Annotated in this window: 20 protein-coding genes, 1 tRNA gene and 1 riboswitch; of the genes, 6 read left to right on the top strand and 15 right to left on the bottom strand. The window is 38.1% G+C overall.

Annotation, left to right across the window (positions count from 1 at the left end):
- Window positions 1–88: 88 nt before the first annotated feature.
- The gene (locus SAZ04_RS18365; RefSeq protein ID WP_332697939.1) at window positions 89–2,641 is read right to left on the bottom strand and encodes a vitamin B12-dependent ribonucleotide reductase; all 2,553 of its coding nucleotides are present in this window, start codon (window positions 2,639–2,641) and stop codon (window positions 89–91) included.
- A gap of 456 nt (window positions 2,642–3,097) precedes the next feature.
- Between SAZ04_RS18365 and dat the strand changes: the two genes are divergently transcribed.
- Window positions 3,098–3,937 (top strand): D-amino-acid transaminase, encoded by an 840-nt coding sequence (gene dat, locus SAZ04_RS18360; RefSeq protein WP_332697938.1) that lies wholly within the window; start codon window positions 3,098–3,100, stop codon window positions 3,935–3,937.
- 76 nt (window positions 3,938–4,013) lie between these two features.
- Here dat and SAZ04_RS18355 read toward each other — a convergent pair whose 3' ends face one another.
- Window positions 4,014–4,850 (bottom strand): lipoate--protein ligase family protein, encoded by an 837-nt coding sequence (locus SAZ04_RS18355; RefSeq protein WP_332697977.1) that lies wholly within the window; start codon window positions 4,848–4,850, stop codon window positions 4,014–4,016.
- Between the two features lie 152 nt (window positions 4,851–5,002).
- Between SAZ04_RS18355 and SAZ04_RS18350 the strand changes: the two genes are divergently transcribed.
- Window positions 5,003–5,380: a rhodanese-like domain-containing protein gene (locus tag SAZ04_RS18350; RefSeq protein WP_332697937.1), complete on the top strand. Its 378-nt coding sequence runs from the start codon at window positions 5,003–5,005 to the stop codon at window positions 5,378–5,380.
- 193 nt (window positions 5,381–5,573) lie between these two features.
- Here the strand turns inward: SAZ04_RS18350 and gcvPB are convergent, their stop codons facing one another.
- Genes gcvPB through gcvT form a run of 3 tightly spaced genes read right to left on the bottom strand, consistent with a single transcriptional unit; the run spans window position 5,574 to window position 9,487 of the window.
- The gene (gcvPB, locus tag SAZ04_RS18345; RefSeq protein WP_332697935.1) at window positions 5,574–7,037 is read right to left on the bottom strand and encodes an aminomethyl-transferring glycine dehydrogenase subunit GcvPB; all 1,464 of its coding nucleotides are present in this window, start codon (window positions 7,035–7,037) and stop codon (window positions 5,574–5,576) included.
- Entirely contained in the window at window positions 7,034–8,377 is a 1,344-nt protein-coding gene (gene gcvPA / locus SAZ04_RS18340) for an aminomethyl-transferring glycine dehydrogenase subunit GcvPA (protein ID WP_332697933.1), read from the bottom strand. The genes gcvPB and gcvPA overlap by 4 nt, the downstream gene beginning before the upstream one ends.
- A gap of 12 nt (window positions 8,378–8,389) precedes the next feature.
- A complete protein-coding gene (gene gcvT, locus SAZ04_RS18335; protein ID WP_332697931.1) occupies window positions 8,390–9,487 on the bottom strand; it encodes a glycine cleavage system aminomethyltransferase GcvT in 1,098 nt (365 codons plus the stop codon).
- Window positions 9,488–9,676: 189 nt separating this feature from the next.
- Window positions 9,677–9,786: riboswitch (glycine riboswitch) on the bottom strand.
- 233 nt (window positions 9,787–10,019) lie between these two features.
- On the opposite strand from gcvT, the gene SAZ04_RS18330 reads away from it, so the two are divergent.
- The gene (locus SAZ04_RS18330; RefSeq protein ID WP_332697929.1) at window positions 10,020–11,705 is read left to right on the top strand and encodes a DEAD/DEAH box helicase; all 1,686 of its coding nucleotides are present in this window, start codon (window positions 10,020–10,022) and stop codon (window positions 11,703–11,705) included.
- Window positions 11,683–12,477: a YqhG family protein gene (locus SAZ04_RS18325; protein WP_332697927.1), complete on the top strand. Its 795-nt coding sequence runs from the start codon at window positions 11,683–11,685 to the stop codon at window positions 12,475–12,477. Before SAZ04_RS18330 ends, SAZ04_RS18325 begins: the two co-directional genes overlap by 23 nt.
- A 148-nt stretch (window positions 12,478–12,625) precedes the next feature.
- On the opposite strand, the gene SAZ04_RS18320 is transcribed toward SAZ04_RS18325, so the two are convergent.
- Entirely contained in the window at window positions 12,626–12,814 is a 189-nt protein-coding gene (locus SAZ04_RS18320; RefSeq protein WP_332697925.1) for a DUF2759 domain-containing protein, read from the bottom strand.
- Between the two features lie 221 nt (window positions 12,815–13,035).
- On the opposite strand from SAZ04_RS18320, the gene SAZ04_RS18315 reads away from it, so the two are divergent.
- Window positions 13,036–13,671: an MBL fold metallo-hydrolase gene (locus SAZ04_RS18315; protein ID WP_332697923.1), complete on the top strand. Its 636-nt coding sequence runs from the start codon at window positions 13,036–13,038 to the stop codon at window positions 13,669–13,671.
- Between the two features lie 326 nt (window positions 13,672–13,997).
- On the opposite strand, the gene SAZ04_RS18310 is transcribed toward SAZ04_RS18315, so the two are convergent.
- From SAZ04_RS18310 to comGC, 8 genes are all read right to left on the bottom strand, one after another.
- Window positions 13,998–14,243, bottom strand: a complete 246-nt coding sequence (locus SAZ04_RS18310; RefSeq protein ID WP_332697921.1) for a DUF2626 domain-containing protein — start codon at window positions 14,241–14,243, stop codon at window positions 13,998–14,000.
- 149 nt (window positions 14,244–14,392) lie between these two features.
- The gene (locus SAZ04_RS18305; protein ID WP_332697975.1) at window positions 14,393–15,097 is read right to left on the bottom strand and encodes a helix-turn-helix transcriptional regulator; all 705 of its coding nucleotides are present in this window, start codon (window positions 15,095–15,097) and stop codon (window positions 14,393–14,395) included.
- 126 nt (window positions 15,098–15,223) lie between these two features.
- Window positions 15,224–15,424, bottom strand: coding sequence for a YqzE family protein (locus SAZ04_RS18300; RefSeq protein WP_332697919.1), 201 nt, complete (start codon window positions 15,422–15,424; stop codon window positions 15,224–15,226).
- Window positions 15,425–15,488: 64 nt separating this feature from the next.
- A complete protein-coding gene (gene comGG, locus SAZ04_RS18295) occupies window positions 15,489–15,950 on the bottom strand; it encodes a competence type IV pilus minor pilin ComGG (protein WP_332697917.1) in 462 nt (153 codons plus the stop codon).
- On the bottom strand, window positions 15,947–16,405 hold the full coding sequence (gene comGF / locus SAZ04_RS18290; protein ID WP_332697915.1) for a competence type IV pilus minor pilin ComGF: 459 nt from the start codon (window positions 16,403–16,405) through the stop codon (window positions 15,947–15,949). The genes comGG and comGF overlap by 4 nt, the downstream gene beginning before the upstream one ends.
- Window positions 16,377–16,670: a hypothetical protein gene (locus SAZ04_RS18285; RefSeq protein ID WP_332697913.1), complete on the bottom strand. Its 294-nt coding sequence runs from the start codon at window positions 16,668–16,670 to the stop codon at window positions 16,377–16,379. Before SAZ04_RS18285 ends, comGF begins: the two co-directional genes overlap by 29 nt.
- A 10-nt stretch (window positions 16,671–16,680) precedes the next feature.
- Window positions 16,681–17,127, bottom strand: coding sequence for a competence type IV pilus minor pilin ComGD (gene comGD / locus SAZ04_RS18280; protein ID WP_332697911.1), 447 nt, complete (start codon window positions 17,125–17,127; stop codon window positions 16,681–16,683).
- Window positions 17,128–17,132: 5 nt separating this feature from the next.
- Complete coding sequence (gene comGC / locus SAZ04_RS18275; protein WP_332697909.1) at window positions 17,133–17,432, bottom strand: competence type IV pilus major pilin ComGC; 300 nt, start codon at window positions 17,430–17,432, stop codon at window positions 17,133–17,135.
- A gap of 173 nt (window positions 17,433–17,605) precedes the next feature.
- On the opposite strand from comGC, the gene yidD reads away from it, so the two are divergent.
- Window positions 17,606–17,845, top strand: coding sequence for a membrane protein insertion efficiency factor YidD (gene yidD / locus SAZ04_RS18270; RefSeq protein ID WP_332697907.1), 240 nt, complete (start codon window positions 17,606–17,608; stop codon window positions 17,843–17,845).
- A gap of 41 nt (window positions 17,846–17,886) precedes the next feature.
- On the opposite strand, the gene SAZ04_RS18265 is transcribed toward yidD, so the two are convergent.
- Window positions 17,887–17,968, bottom strand: a tRNA-Leu gene (locus SAZ04_RS18265).
- Between the last annotated feature and the right edge of the window lie 93 nt (window positions 17,969–18,061).

Genomic DNA, 18,061 nt, shown 5'->3' with positions numbered 1-18,061 from the left:
GAAATAAGGCCTAAATCTAGGCGATTTAGGCCTTATTTCTAGCATCGATCATTAACTGAAGTTACATCCGTTCCCTTATCTTATGCTCTTACAGACCACACTTCAACTGTGCACCACAGCTTGTGCATGTATTACAACCGCCAATATCTTCAACTTGGCCTTCACGACAAACAGGACAAGTATTCCCAACTTCTGATCCAATCATTACATTTGTTGATCTCACTTCAGAAATCGTATCGATTAGGACCACTTTCTTCTTTGATTCCGTTTGTGTAGACTCGTCATCAAAGCGGTTTTCTTCCGCTTTTAAGGATAGAACTTGCGCATCACGACTTCCATCTACATATACCGTACCACCTTTTGCACCACCACGGTATAAACGCTCATAAACGCCTTGAACCTGTTCTACAGTATAACCACGAGGTGCGTTTACGGTTTTTGAAAGAGAGCTATCTACCCAACGTTGAATAATACATTGGACATCAGCATGTGCTTCTGGTGAAAGCTCCATTGTCGAAATAAACCACTCTGGTAGTTGATTTTCATCCGCACCAGGATTTGCTTGTAAATACTCTTCTACTATACCTGCTTTTACTTCAATAAACTTTCCAAGTCTTCCACTACGGAAGTAAGAGAAAGAGAAATATGGCTCAAGACCCGTCGACACACCTACCATTGTTCCCGTACTTCCTGTAGGGGCAACCGTCAGTAAGTGAGAGTTACGGATACCATGCTCTAAAATGCCTTGGCGGATATCTTCAGGCATGTCCTTCATGTACCCAGTGTTAATGAACGCGTTTCGTAATTCTGCTGTTTCTTCAGCTGTAGATCCTTCTAAGAAAGGAAAACTTCCTTTTTCTTTCGCCAGCTCAATACTTGTACGATATGCGGTTGTTGCAATTGTCTCAAACACTTGATCAACAAGCTGATTTCCACTCTCTGATCCATACACTGATTCACAATAAATCAATAGATCATGAAGTCCCATTACACCTAAACCAACACGGCGCTCACCTTTTGCTTGCGTCGTATTATCCTCTAAGAAGTAAGGAGTTGCATCGATGACATTGTCTTGCATACGCACACCGACTTCAACACTTTTTTGTAATTTTGCAAAGTCAATTTCCTTTGTTTCTTTATTGGCCATTTCCGCTAAGTTGATCGCGGCTAAATTACATACTGAATATGGAGCAAGAGGTTGTTCACCACATGGATTTGTCGCGACGACTTTTTGTCCGTAGGCTTTCGCATTTGTTTTGTCATTAGCATTGTCAATAAAGAAAATGCCCGGTTCTGCGCTGTACGTGGCACAAATGTTAATCAAGTTCCATAACTCTTTCGCTTTTAAGATACGATATGTTCTAACACCGTATCCTAACTCTTTCCACTCCCGTACATCACCAATTTCATGCCATTTTTTATTGTAAGTATCCATTTCTTCTTCCGTGTAATTTTCAACATCCGGAAAGCGAAGAGCATACTCTTCATCATTTTCAACAGCTTCCATGAATTCTTTTGTTAAACATACAGAAATGTTAGCGCCTGTTAAAAATTCAGCGTTGTTAACAGAATACGTTCCGCCAACTCGCAGCTTTTCTTCTGCATCTTGAATAACTTTTTGATCAAATCCACCATGGCCGGCAATTGTCTTATAGTTAACAATTCCTTGGTACATAGACTCTTCTACTGCACTTAATGGCGTAAAAGAAAGCTTGTCTTTCACGAGCTTTTGAATGTGTTCATCGTTTGTATTTTCTAGTAAGAAACGTAAAATACGCGGATTTTGCATTTTAGAAATAATAAACTCTAAAATGTCAGGGTGCCAGTCAGAAAGCATAATCATTTGAGCACCACGTCTTGATCCACCTTGCTCAACAAGATGCGTTAGCTTTGCAATATCATCAAGCCATGAAACAGATCCAGATGATTTTCCGTTCACTCCACGAGCGAGTGTATTGCGAGGTCTTAATGTAGAACCGTTTGTACCGACGCCCCCACCGCGACTCATAATCTCCATCACTTGCTTACGGTGCTCTGAAATTCCTTCGCGTGAATCTTGTACATACGGCATAACATAACAGTTGAAATAAGTCACGTCTGTCTCAGCACCTGCACCGTATAACACACGACCTGCTGGAATAAAATTCATTGAAACCAGTTGCTCGTAAAATTGTTCAAATGCTTCTTGTCTTTTTTCTTCAGTTGTTTCTACTGATGCAAGACCTGTGGCATTACGTTTTGCAATTTGTTCATAATAAAGTTCAAGGGGCTTTTCAATCGTATCAAGTGAACGTGATACGACGCCACTTTCCGCTTCATCGCCCTCAAGTACTCCACGAAAATCCTCGTCCACTAGTACCTTTGCTTGATTCTTTAATCGGTCTAACTCAATGACAAACCCATAACCACGCGCCGGGAACTTCGGGTCGTCTTTTACTGTTAAGACTACAAAATCTCCTTCTTTTAATGTTTTCTTTTCCGTATCTTTAAACGTATAACGGTCTAACATAACTAGTCTTGATACACCCTTTTTCGTTATATGCATATCACTCATAATAGGATGAACTTGTGAAAACTGTTCAATATCCTCATTTAATTTTTCGACATTTAGGCGCATTACATTCGACATCGTCATTGCCATTCGCCTCTCCTCCTCTTTCTCATGGAAATCTATTATTAATTTCGTTTATCTATTTGATATAAGAAATCGTTTTGCTTATCCATATACATGATTCTTGGGTAAGCTTACCACAAGAATCATATCAGATTCAATATATTGTGCTCATTTTTATTTTTAATACACCATATATTGTGTCTAATTCTATTTCGATGCAGTTTGTCAACTTTGCAATGGATCAAAAAAAGAAGCATTAACGAGTTTAGTAGAATTTTATCCGTTTTTTTACGTTATTTTGAATGAATTTGTCTCTTGCTTTAATAAAGATGGTTTCAAGTGCATGTTCGATCATTGTTTGCTGAGCAAGGTAAAAATGATTGACAAAATTTTTCGTGGTTGCTCAAACTTTATGATATTCTAGTAACGTGCTTTGTATAGAATCCAACCAATACTTATATTATAAAAGCTGGAGGAATCGTGATGGAATATATTATCCAAAATGAAACACTTATACCGAAAAAAGAAGCTACGCTTGATTTAGATGACCGCGGTTATTATTTTGGTGATGGCGTTTATGAAGTTGTAAAAGTATATGAAGGAAGTCCATTTGCAATGGACGAGCATATAGCGCGTCTATTTTCAAGCTTAAAGAAACTAGATATTCCACTAGTTTTTCCAAAAGAAAAAATAGTTAAATTGATCCATTCATTAATTGAAAAAAATGCGATTCAAAATGGTCTTGTTTATTTCCAATTCACTCGCGGTGTTGAACCACGTAATCACCTATATAGCAGAGAGTCAACTCCAGTTTTCACAGCATTTACACAGGTAGCTCAAAACCTTGAAAATACCCAGAAAAATGGCATTGACGTTTGGCTAACTGATGATATACGCTGGCTCCGTTGCGATATTAAAACAATCAATTTATTAGGAAATGTTATGGTTAAACGAGAGGCTTCAGATAATGATTGCCATGAAGCCATTCTACATCGTAATGGTACGATTACAGAAGGTTCCTCATCGAATCTGTTCCTTGTTAAAGATAAGGTGCTATATACTCACCCTGCAACAAATCTAATTTTAAACGGGATTACAAGACAACTCATTATTGACTTAGCCAAGCGGCATAATTATTCAGTAGTTGAAGAGCCTTTCCCAGTTGACGTTCTTGAACATGCAGATGAAGCTTTTATTTCTAGTACATCCGTTGAAATTGCTCCGATAAAATCTGTAAGAGGACAATTATCAACAACGTTCGAAATTGGAGCAGTGACTAAAGACCTCCAAACGAAGTTCAAGGAACTATTACCGAAAGCCTAGTCATATGAAAGAGGTTATTCAAAAAAGTCGTTTTTAACCTTTTTGAATAACCTCTCTCTTAACAAGCCATCCAGATTTATTTTCTGAAATTCCATTCATCATTGGCATATCGCTCTCTTGCTATTTTCTTAACAATTTCTTCTTCCTCTTTTGTTAGCATGTATGGTTCTAAATTAATATTTAAACCATTTTCAAACCCTCTCTTAAATGCAGCCTTTGCTTCATCCATTGTTAAAGGTTCACTTCGTAATGCGTTAATCGCAACCGCTTTATTTTTAAAATTCTTTTGCATTCGCTCACGTAACCGGTCACTAGAATACTTAAATAAATCAAACAATTTATCCTCATCAATATCTAAAATAATCGACCCATGTTGCAAAATGACTCCCTTTTGTCTCGTTTGCGCACTTCCTGCAACTTTGCGCCCTTCCACAACAAGTTCATACCAAGATGGTGCATCAAAGCAAACGGCTGAGCGTGGATTTTTCAGAGCACTTTTCTCTTCATCTGTACGTGGGATAGAAAAATAGGCCTCTAATCCTACATCTTTAAAGCCTTCCAAAATTCCTTCTGAAATAACTCGATAAGCCTCTGTAACAGTTTTAGGCATTTCTGGATATTCTTCAGAGACAATAACACTATACGTTAACTCTATGTCATGTAAAACTCCTCGCCCTCCAGTAGGTCTTCGAACAAAACCTAAGCCATATTCACGAACCTTGTCCATATTGATTTCTTTTTCCACCTTTTGAAAATAACCAATTGACAAAGTTGCTGGATTCCAGCCGTAAAAACGAATGGTCGGCGGAATGAGCCCCTTACTATGCCAATTAAGTAAGGCTTCATCTAAAGCCATATTATAAGCAGGAGAGCAGTCTCCTGAATCAATGTAACGCCATGTTTCCTTCATCATACATCGCTTCTTTCTACGTATTATTCTTGTCATTCTATCAAACAGCTTGTTCCTAGCCAAGCCATTTGCCTAGTTACCTTATTGCGTATTTGTCCCACGGCTATTATAATATATCATGACGGAAGTACGTAAAGGAGTGTAGAGACTAACCTATGGAATACTTATGGCTTATTCTACTTGGATTGGTGGCGTATACATTGTATAAGCGCTTTTATAATCCAAAATATTTAAAAACATTAACACAAGAAGACTTTATTAAAGGCTATCGAAAAGCACAATTGATTGATGTTCGCGAACCTCGCGAATTTGACGGGGGTCACATTCTAGGTGCTCGTAACATCCCAATGTCGCAACTTCGTCAACGAATCAATGAAGTTCGTAACGATCAACCGGTTTACCTATATTGCCAATCAGGTGCACGTAGCAGACAAGCTGCCCAAATGATCAAAAAGAAACGCGGCACAGATGACATATCACATCTAAAAGGTGGATTTAAAAAATGGTCAGGTAAGATAAAGAAGAAGAGCTAGTTGCCAAAGGACGACTTTCCCTTTTGCAACTAGCTCGAAGCAATGCGGACCGCTGCATTTTTTAAAGTCGGACGACAAGTGGTTTTCTTGTCATCCGACGCGCAGCGAGAGAAGCCATTGCCTTCTCTCAGTAAACATTCATACTTCATTGAATTCACTCAAATTTTATACTTATCGAAGCTTGAGCAAATGCTCAGGCTTTTTCATATTTTAAAATTGGCTTTCTAGCTGCTGTCGTCTCATCTAATCTAGAAATAACAGTCGTGTGAGGAGCCTCTTGAACAACCTCTGGATTCTCCTCTGCTTCACGTGCGATCTGAATCATCGCATCAATGAATTCATCTAATGTCTCTTTCGACTCTGTTTCAGTCGGCTCAATCATCATACATTCCTCTACATTTATCGGGAAGTAGATGGTCGGTGGATGGTAACCAAAATCCAATAAGCGTTTTGCAATATCAAGTGTCCTTACACCGAGTTTCTTTTGACGACGTCCTGAAATAACAAACTCATGCTTACAATGTTGCGTGTACGGTAAATCAAAATGGGGCTCGAGTCTACGCATCATATAATTTGCATTTAATACGGCATATTCAGATACTTTACGCAAACCGTCTGGACCCATTGTACGAATATAAGTATATGCTCGAACGTTAATTCCATAGTTTCCGTAATACGGTTTTACACGTCCGATTGATTGCGGGCGATTATAATCAAAGTCATACACACCATCAGTACGCTTTATAATAGTTGGTTTTGGCAAATAAGGAATAAGATCCTTCTTCACTCCAACTGGACCTGACCCTGGTCCCCCGCCACCATGTGGACCTGTAAAGGTTTTATGCAAATTCAAATGAACCACATCAAAGCCCATATCTCCTGGTCTTGCAATACCTAGAATTGCATTTGAGTTAGCACCATCATAATAAAGCTTTCCACCCGCTTCATGAATGATTTGTGCCATTTCAACAATATCGCTCTCAAATAAGCCAAGTGTATTTGGATTCGTTAGCATAAGGGCTGCAGTATCTTCGCCAACAACTTCACGCAAATGAGCTAAATCAACAAGACCATTCTCATCTGTACGTACGGTAACCGATCCAAAACCAGCAACGGTCGCTGAAGCTGGATTTGTTCCATGAGCCGAATCAGGTACGATTACCTTCGTGCGTTGAAAATCTCCATTTGCTTCGTGATATGCACGAATCATCATCAATCCCGTCCACTCACCATGTGCACCAGCTGCGGGTTGGAGTGTGACTTCATCCATACCTGTAATTTCAGCAAGTGATGTTTGAAGCTCATAAAGCAATTCCATCGCGCCTTGTACTTGTTCAATTGGTTGATATGGATGAATATGGGCTAACCCTTCAAAACGTGCCACATTTTCATTGATCTTTGGATTATATTTCATTGTACAAGAACCAAGTGGATAAAAGCCTGAATCGACTCCGTGGTTACGCTTGGATAACGCTGTGTAATGACGCATGATCTCAAGCTCTGAAACTTCTGGTAGCTCAGGCTCTGCACCACGTAAAAATTCACTAGGAATTAATTCCTCAATTGCTTGCTCCTCAATGTCTAGTGTCGGCAAGCTATGTCCAACTCGTCCTGGTTTAGTGCGTTCAAAGATTAGTGGTTGGTCTTTTGTCATCATAATAAAGCCCCCAATTCCTTGGCAAAAGTATCTATCTCTGCTTTTGTTCGTACTTCCGTAACAGCGAGTAGCATTTGACCTGCTAGGGAATCATCGTCACGACCTAAGTCATATCCTCCAATGAACCCTTTTGCGAGTAAGCTCTCATTTACTTCTGATACTGGTCTTTTCACATTAATTACAAACTCATTAAATGTTGGTTGTGCCGAAACGACTTCCACGCCTTGTTCTTTCAACTGCATTTTCATATAAGCTGCTTTTTGAACATTCTGATAAGCCATTTCCTTTACACCTTTTTTCCCAATCGCGCTCATTGCTACAGAAGCTGCTAATGCATTTAGAGCTTGGTTTGAACAAATATTGGATGTCGCTTTTTCACGTCTAATATGTTGTTCCCGTGCCTGCAGGGTTAGAACAAAGCCTCTCTGACCATGCTCATCCGTTGTTTGTCCTACTAAACGACCAGGGACTTTCCGCATTAACTTCTTCGTTGTTGCAAAATACCCACAATGCGGCCCGCCAAATTGTGTCGCTATACCAAATGTCTGAGCATCACCAACAACGATATCAGCACCAAACTCTCCAGGAGGCTTAAGCAAACCTAGTGCTAACGGATTACTTGATACAACAAACATCGCTTTATCACTATGTGTAATCGTTTCTAATTCTGCTAACGGTTCAAGGTTCCCATAGAAGTTTGGATGTTGCACAACAACACAAGCTGTGTCCTCACCATATATCTCTTGCAATTGTTTCAAATTAGTCACACCATTGTCAGTATCAATCTCAATCACATTTAAACGCTGACCTATTGCGTTTGTTTGCAATACAGCACGTGCTTCTGGATGTACTGCCTTAGACACTAAAATTGTCTTCTTTTTCGTTTGCCCCGCACTAAGCATCGCAGCTTCAGCAAGAGCAGTCGGACCATCATACATAGATGAGTTAGCCAGATCCATTCCTGTTAGTTCACAAATCATTGTTTGAAATTCAAAAATAGCTTGAAGTTCCCCTTGTGAAATTTCTGGCTGATAAGGAGTATAAGCTGTATAAAACTCAGAACGAGAAATGACATGATCAACAATTGATGGAATGTAATGCTCATATACACCAGCCCCTAAAAATGATGGCGTTTGTTTGATTGAGACATTCTTGTTCGCTAGCCCCTGAAAATAAGAAATAAGTTCTGGTTCTTTTAACGCTTCCTTTAGTTTCATTTCTCCACTAAAACGAATTTCTTTCGGAATATCAGAAAACAAATCTTCAATTGACTGGGCACCAATCGTCTCAAGCATTTCTTTTTGATCGGTTGCTGTCATTGGTAAATAGCGGTGATTCATATCGATTTCCCCCTACGCCTTCTTATAGAATGGTGTTTGAACAACTTTTGCTTTTAAACGTTTTTTTCGAACTTGCACTTCTACTTCTGTTCCAATAGCGGTGTAATCAAGATCAATCACCGCAAGACCAACATTTTTCTTTAACGTTGGCGACTGCGTTCCAGTCGTGATAAAACCAACTTGCTCTTCATTGACAAAAACCTCGTAACCTGTACGCGGAATTCCTTTCTCAATCATCTCAATTCCAACAAGTTTTCTTGAGAGTCCTTCTTCCTTCTGTTTCTTTAAAGCCTCTTTCCCAATAAAATCAACATCTTTATTCACTTTAACGGCAAATCCAATTCCAGCCTCTAATGGTGAAATATCTTTTGTTAACTCTTGCCCATAAAGCGGAAGTCTCGCTTCAAATCGCAAAGTATCACGTGCTCCAAGCCCACAAGGAACGAGCCCCGCAGGTTCTCCTGCTTCGAGTAAGGAGCTCCAAAGCTCTGAAGCTTCCACATCGTTACAATAAAGCTCAAAGCCATCTTCACCCGTATAGCCTGTTCTAGATACAAGTGTCTTCACACCTGCAATATTAACTTGATCTGCAAAACGAAAGAATCGAATGGAAGACAAGTCATAAGACGTTTGCTTTTGTAAAATTTGCTCGGCAAGGGGGCCCTGGATCGCTATTTGCGCAATATTGCTAGAAACATTGACTATTGAAACCTCTTCTATAAGGTGTTGTTTCATCCACGTTACATCTTTCTCTATATTTGAGGCATTAATAACAAGCAAATAATCGTCCTCTGCCTTTCGATAAATGAGAAGGTCATCTACTGTCCCTCCATCTTCATAGCACATCGCTGTATATTGAGCTTGACCATCAACCAGTTTGGATACATCATTTGTCATTAGCTTTTGCAGATAGGAAAGGGCTTGCTGGCCTTTTACTTCTACTTCCCCCATATGCGAAACATCAAATAATCCAGCTCTTGTACGAACTGCTTCGTGCTCATCCTTGATGCTTGAGAATTGAACCGGAAGATCCCACCCTCCAAAATCAATTGTTTTCGCTCCATTTTTTTTATATTGTTCAAATAACGGTGTTCTCATTAATTTTGACATTTATAAAGACCTCCTTAGACTTTCCTATCTTATAGTCTTACAAATTCTTTTTAAAATAAAACAAAAAAGGACAGAGTTATACACGATTGTGTATAACTCTGTCCTGAAACCAGAAAGTTTCCTATATTCAAAACACCTGAATATAGTGTCTTCGTAGGTGGCTCTATACTCGAGCGCTCTCCAGAGCTGCGTCAAATAAGAGTCTTTTTGCCTGAGAGATTCGCGTCGATAACACCTTATCTAAACACTTGCTCCTTCGGCGTTGCAAACGTACTTGCAAGCTCTCCCCTTATTCTCATCCGCAATTTATTCAATTGTTAAGGAATGACACTCATGAATTTGAATATTTGGTACATACTACATGTATAAGCATCTAAAAATGTGGTCATTTAAGTAGTTCGGATTTATATTATTATCCTACCAAGATGTACGGTCATAGGCAACTATTTATTTCTGAAATCTGATTATTTTATAGATTTCTCGTATTTTTATTCGGATATAGACGCAAAGTTGTTCGAGAGGATGATATGAAATGAATATTGATATCCATTTTGACCAAGAATGGTCAGACACCTTTAAGGATCGGTTAGAACAAGATGGACCGTGGGCTAATTGGGAACTCTTTAAACTTGCATATGAAGCCGAGGAGCATCAAATCATTCCTGAGTTTCATGGTTTACAAGCTCCAAAACATTTGCCACAGTTAGAGCCATTTCCTCATCAGATTGAGGTAGCCAATACCGTCATTGAGCAGATGAATGGCAAAGCCATTTTAGCTGATGAAGTGGGGCTTGGCAAAACAATTGAAGCAGGTCTAATTTTAAAAGAGTACATGATTCGTGGCCTAGTAAAAAAAGTATTAATTCTCGTCCCAGCATCTCTTGTTTCTCAATGGGCAATTGAATTAAATACGAAATTTCATATCCCTGCTGTTGCACAACGAAAATCTTATGTGTGGGAGCAATGTGATGTTGTTGTTGCTTCAATTGACACAGCAAAAAGGCAACCACATCGAGATATTGTTCTTGACCAACCTTATGATTTAGTGATTATTGATGAGGCACACAAACTAAAAAACCCTAAAACAAAAAATTACGAGTTCATAAAGCATCTAAAAAAGAAATTCTGTCTCTTGCTTACAGCAACACCTGTACAGAACAAATTAGAAGAAATTTTCAACTTGGTTTCACTTTTAAAACCTGGTCACCTAGGAGATATTACATCATTTGAACAAGAGTATCGTTCAAATAAACGATCCCCTAAAAATGAAGAGAAGTTGAAAGAATTAGTAAACAAAGTAATGGTCCGTAATCGCCGTGAAGAAACAGGAATTGAGTGGACAAAACGAATTGTCGAAACAATTCCCATTGATTTCAGTGAATCTGAACGCGCTTTTTATAACGAAATTGAGCAATTAAAAGATGGTTCAAGCCACTTTGCTTTACTCACCTTAAAAAGAGAACTTTGTAGTAGTCGAGAAGCCGCGTTCATGACGTTAAAGAACATGGTTGAACGTGCTCATGCTGATGGTCGTACTCTGATTGATGCAGAAAGGCTGTTAAATAAGATTGGTGAGATCGATGGACATGCTAAAGCAGAAAAAGCACTTGAACTTATTAAAAAGATTGACGGGAAAGTGATTATTTTCACTGAATATCGGGCAACTCAATTGTATTTACAATGGTATTTAAAACAGAATGGAATTTCTTCTGTACCATTTCGAGGTGGTTTTAAACGTGGGAAGAAAGATTGGATGCGTCAACTTTTCCAAAACCACGCACAAGTCTTAATCGCAACGGAAGCAGGAGGAGAGGGGATTAATTTACAATTTTGCAGTCATATTATTAACTATGACCTACCATGGAATCCAATGCGGATTGAACAGAGAATCGGTCGAATCCATCGCTTAGGACAAAAAGAAGATGTTCGCATTTACAATTTTGCGGTTACGAATACCGTGGAGCAACACATTCTTAAATTACTATATGAAAAAATCCATCTATTTGAAGCGGTAATAGGCGAACTAGATGACATTTTAACGAAAATAAACCTTCCTTCTGTTGAAGAACATGTTCAGGATATTCTTCTACAATCAGACTCAGAAGGAGAGATGCGAATTAAGTTTGACCATCTTGCCGCAATTATGAATGATGCAGCTGAAGAAGCTGCAAAGTCTAGTGAGGAGGATTCAGTCGATGCAACAGCCTCAAGTTCATGATTTTTTAGAACGTTATTTTGTAGCGAATGATAGTCCTATTATCGAAAATGATTCAAGTTACGTAAAAGTCCAACTATCAATTGAGCTTGACAAATTATTAATGAACCGTCCTTTTTACTGGCATTACCTTGAGAAAACAGGGGGAGAGCCACGGCCAATGCAAGTGACTTTTATAACGGATCAAAACAAGGTACCTGAAGATTTAGGTGGGGAACAAATTCACTTTGGGGCACCTCGCCTACATCAATTATTCGCATCTACCCGTGAGCTTGGTGGTTATATCCGGCTTTACGAGAACCTTAATGCATCAGGAAGACAATCAATCCCCTTGCAGCCTTGGCTTTGTCTGAACGTAAAAGTATCCTTTCAATGTGATCGAAAAAAAGATGTATTGTTATCACTTGGGTTAAATTTAATTCACGGTCAAATTGTGCCACAGTTTTATGAGAAGATTCGGCAAAAGGACCTTACACCTACTATCCCAGACTTCTGCTTTAAACTATCACCATTAATCACTGTCCATAGTGGATTAATCCGTCTACAAAAAATGGTCCAAACCTATGTTGAAAATGAAGATAAACTATGGGCTGAAGAAGCAATCGACAGATGGAACGCTGACTTGGCATTACTTGAAAAATTTTATGAAGATGAAGAAGAAAAGCCTGAAAGTTATCATGTCGAAAAACAAGCATTACAAGAACAATATGAACCTAATATTCATGTAGCCATCATTAACGGAGGCATGTTTTACATACAACAGCAAGTATTTTAGATTATAAAAACTTGGCCTCCGCCAGATCGCTTTCAAAAGACATCTTATTTCAAAACTCTTCCCTGATGAGGAAATAAGCTTTTATGTTTTCTACCTACCGAAAAAAGGCAAACTACAAAATGTAGTTTGCCTTTTTTCAAAAGTGATCTTAGTGAGCAGTGGGTGCGCCCCCGCCTGTTGTAATGATTGAAATAATTGTTGCAACTGCAAACCAGCCAAATACAACAAATGAGATTCCAGCAAATCCGACTGCAAAAAAGTTTTTTCTGCGAAGTTCACGAACAAGCGCAAAAGCACTCAATAGTGCGACAACTAAAAGTATGATAGATAAGATCATACTGACTTCCCCTCCTTATGTAAAACTAAGAACCAAGCTTAACTAGTCCTATTATAAAGCCACTTGATAACGTTGTCAGCTTTAAATTTGACGAAGCTAGTACAATTGCCCTTAACAAGTATGTTGGGCATTTTTCATTTATTTTACTCTTTTTTTTAGCGTTTGTCGAGTAGCTCCTCGTATTGTATGATAAGATTACAAACTTATTTGGAGGTAATTATATGAAATGGACACAACTTCCACTTGGCCCTTTGCAAACAAATGCTTATGTGCTGCAAAACGAAGCCAATGAAGCGATCATTGTTGACCCAGGTGGTGACGGAGCTGCCTTTGTTCAATGGATCAAATCACAATCACTTAAACCGCTAGCTATCTTGTTAACTCATGCTCATTTTGATCATATTGGTGCCGTTGATGAAGTACGAGATGAATTTGCTTGCCCAGTCTATATTCATCATCATGAACAAGATTGGTTGTTAGACGCGAACAAAAATGGCTCTGCTCGATTTATGGGAGAGAACGCCATAACAGTAAGGCCGGCTGATTATATTATTGACAAAGAGCAAACTCTTACAATTGGAACTTTTGCATTTTCTATATTTGAAACACCAGGGCACTCACCTGGAAGTGTTTCTTATTTTATTGAAGAGGAAGCCATTGTTTTTTCTGGAGATGCTTTATTTGCCCAAAGCATTGGACGAACCGATTTACCAGGTGGAAATCATAACCAATTATTAGATAGCATTCATAAAAAACTACTTGAATTACCTGAGGAAACGATTGTTGCTTGTGGTCATGGACCAACTACAACAGTTGGAAGTGAAATGGATGGGAACCCCTTCTTAACCGGGTTTTAAATGAGGGAGTTACAGTAACAAAAGCAAGCCTAGACTAAGGTTAATGGCACAGCGAATTCGAGGTTGTTTAAAAAGGGGAAAAACTCCCCTTTTTTATTTTTTGCAATAAAAGACCTTCAATCATTGTTGGGGTCTTTAGGAGAGTAAATCGTATTGATGTAAGACATTAAAGGGAGGGGGACTCCCGATTAAAGGCTTTTCAATCTAACTATATTTTATAAACAGCTTATCACTATATCAATATCAATAGTATTTAACTACAATAAAAAGTAAACCGCCCTTAAAGAAAGGAAGCGGTTTACTTTTGCGCTTATGTACCAAAAAGCTTAATGTCCACCAAAACTTGGTACTAACAAGAACGTCGAGTAATACGTAAAGCCTACGAAGAAAATCGTTAAATAGGCACCGAAAATGTAAATATACACACGCTCAGATAAGTTTAGATAGCTTAGAGCTAATAATGCTCCTGTTTGTGCAAAGAATAAAAGTGCTACATTATACATATGTCCAGCAAAGAACAGAACAGCAAAAATACCTGTCCAAAACGCTAGAACACGATACATACGATCCATTTGTGTTTCCCTCCTTCACACACAAATTTTTGCCTGTATGGCATTATTTGCTTAGGATATCAAATGTTAGATTACAGCCTTATTATATACGACAACCTCTTCACTGTAAATGCCTATTACAATGGCAAAACTGTGTCTGTAATAAAAGACTATAATTTCACCACTGAGTAAGAACATGCTTTCGCTTGTGGGTCTGTTAATTTCATATTGTCCTTAAGAATATGTTCTCCAAGAAAGAATGAAAAAATGCCTTTAAATAATTCATGATGCATCGAACATAATGAAACAGAGTTCTCAGACATTAATTCTTTAAACGTACAATTGTAAATACTAAACTCAATTTCTTCCTTTTCTACAAAATAATTAATCTCAGGATTCAAACCTTGGTTAATTGCAACTTGTTCAATCATTCTAACTTTTTCTTCCATTGTAGAATTTGTTACATCAAATTGAAATTGTCTAACATACAACTCTGCACTTTCTCGCCCATACTTGTAACCAACTTTCTTTAAAGCTTCTAAACCAATATCGCCTAATTCAATTAATGACTCTAACGACATTTTAGCTAGACGTTCATAATCTCTATAGGGAAACTGCAGTTGAATCACTTCATCAGAGAGCTTATAAACACGGCTAGGGCGACCCCCTTTACCGGTTTTTTGAGTTTCAGAGACGATCATCTTTACATCTTCTAACTTTGTTAAGTGTAGACGTGCAACATTTGGGTGTATGTTAAATTGATCGGCAATTTCTTGCACAGTCACGTTTCCATGTAATTTTGAAATATATTGATAAATAGAAAAACGTGTCGGATCTGACAATACATTTGTTATCTTCAGTGTGTCTTGGTCCATATTACTCACTCCCAAACCTCCCATACTCCTTCCATTATAGTACAGTTATAAGAGCAAAGAAATGACTTGTTATCTATTTCAACAAAAAAGACAAAAGCGAAGCTATGTCTATGACATACCCTCGCACTAACTTCTTCGCGGTTTCTTCTTTTTTCTTTTTCTCCAAAACAAAGAAATACCTAATGGAATCATCCCAAAGGCTTGGGTCGAAAGTGGCTGCCGTTCTGCCCGACGTTCCTCTCTTCTCGTTCGCCTTTCTTCTTTTGGTTGGTCCATTCTCCTTACAGCTTGCTGCGTTAAGAATTTGACATAATCATTTAAGGACATCGCAATCACCTCGGTCGTATCTAGCAGCTAGTATGCCCACATTGCTACAATTTAAGCACGATTCTTATACTATGATCAATTTTATTTTACCCATTCGTTTTTTCAACAGTTCTTTCCCGTCAAGTATCAAAAGTGAAACACTATCTGAAACCTCCCAATAATAATCAACCGTTGAATTGGTCCAATCATAATGAAAACCTGCTATACGTTCATGTCCTGACTCTAACTGAACTTTCACTGAAATAAAACTAACTCCATCTTTGTAATCATGTACTGTAAATGTTATTTTGTCAAAATTATAAAAATAAGTGATCGTTTCATCTAGAGTGGGTTCTTGCTCATTCCTTAGAAATTCTTTCATTCCAACTTGAAGGAGTGATTCAACTTGCAGTAACCTTTCTTGTTCATAGATAAATCGTTTTTCTTTCAAGTACAAATTCATTTGGTGTAAAACAATTGGAACCATTAATAAACAAATGAGCATTGTTAGAGGATAAATAAATCCCTGTTCCTCTCGGATTCTCACTCTTCCTCTCCTTTCCGACCATATGGTATGAGGATTGACTTCTTTGCGCTGTATCCACTATTTAGCTCAACTTGGCAATGTACTACCTGTAATGAAGTGGAACAAGAAAAAATCGTAACTTGTTCAAGAAGCAGAACATGACCTTGTCCGTTTCTAGTTCGTCTGATTTGGTTTGACGGAAGTAATTCAATTCTAAACTTGTCTTCGTTTGATTTTGTTAGAACTAACCCATTTTCATCGACCTCAACTTTAACAGCTTCTCTAATGTCATGGGCAAGGTGATTAAAAAATGTAGTCACTTGTTGAGAAGAGACCATTTGAATTTGATAGCCACTCGATACTGTTTTCATTAGCATAGGAAAAAAAGAAACAATTACGAAGAAGAGTGACAACACGATCAGCATTTCAATCAAGGTAAACCCCTTTTTATTTCGAAGCCAACAAACAACGTTCATACATCCTCCCATTTATTGCGACCCATTCAGCGCAAATTCGAACGAATTCATTATCGACTACCTCACTATTTATAACTATTGCTTCATCACTGCTCATTTTTATAGTTGAAGTGGAGATGTAATGGTGTATTGTTTCTTCTAACTCATACAGCACTTTTTCTTCCTCACGAATAGCTAGCCTTTCTTCGTAAACGATCGTTAAAATAGGAAAGATAGAAGCACTAAACAGCATTAAGAAAGTTAAAGCACTTAGTACTTCTATCAAAGTAAACCCTTCAGATTTTCTTATATGAGATCATCCCTTTCCCTAAGTAAACAGTATATTGATAACGATGTTTCCCAATACAAAGAAGAAATGAACCCGACCTCTTCGGATGACCATTAGGAAGAAACGCTATTGATGAAGGCTCCAAGCTAATCGTTTCTACCGCCATATCTGGATGTTGAAACGGGGTTATCGAGTATACTTCATATATTCCAAAACGTATGATACACTCTTTTGTACGATTGTCTAAGCGTACGAATACTTCACGTCCATTAGACATAGCAACATGTTGAGCAAGCTGAATTTCTTCTTTCAATTGTTGTGCGATTAGGTCCGCTTCATGTGACGAATTAGATAAGTTGGGTAAAACAATGGATGGAATGAGCAATATGATCGAGAGAATGGAGAGTGTTACGAGTAATTCGATAAGGGTGTAGCCTGATTGGCGCTGATTCATTGTTATTATTCTTCTACTGTAGTAACTATTCCGCCTTCTAGTGTCAAAGACGTTCCATCAGGACAAGAAATAGTATCTACAAATTTTTGTTGTTTCAAAGTTCCAAGTTCGTCCAATGGATTTTCATTCTCGAGATTATAGGCATAGACTTGGGATTGTAATAATTTAATGGTTGCTTCACAGCCTTTAGTAGCAGCAACATCATTATTTTTCATCATATTCGGAACAGCAATGAGTAATAATACGGAAATGATCATTAGAACAACTAACATTTCAATGAGAGTAAAGCCTTTTTCATTTTTCAATTTTCATCACCTCAGAGGAATTTTTGATACGGGGTTTTAGAAATTGGGATGGGAGATTAAAACGTAATGCTTTCTAATCCTCCTTTCTTTTGGATATTTGTTATAATTAGACATCGTATTACATATTTCCTTCTCAATTTTAAAATTTTTTTTGAAAGGTTGGCTTTTTCACTATGAAAGCTATTTTATTGTTTATCATTCAAATTTATCAGCGAGTTATATCACCATTAAAACCACCAACATGTCGATTTTATCCGACCTGTTCCCATTATGGTTTCGAGGCAATTGTTCGTTTTGGGGCACTTAAAGGGACTTGGTTAACAATTAAACGAATTAGTAAGTGCCACCCTTACCATCCTGGTGGCATAGATCCTGTTCCCGAAAAAGAGTCGAACACTGACTCAAAAAAATAAACACAAAAAAACCATACAAAAATGTATGGTTTTTTAATAAATGCGGGTGAAGGGAGTCGAACCCCCACGTCATAAGACACTAGATCCTAAGTCTAGCGCGTCTGCCAATTCCGCCACACCCGCATATAATTGATGTTTTTACAAAAACATCTTAAATGGTGAGCCATGAAGGATTCGAACCTTCGACCCTCTGATTAAAAGTCAGATGCTCTACCA

Origin of the sequence: Halalkalibacter lacteus, from assembly GCF_036663595.1 — a bacterium.
GTDB classification, from domain to species: domain Bacteria; phylum Bacillota; class Bacilli; order Bacillales; family Bacillaceae_D; genus Halalkalibacter; species Halalkalibacter lacteus.
Note: the sequence above shows the minus strand (reverse complement) of the source record. Positions and strands in the feature narration are given on the sequence as shown.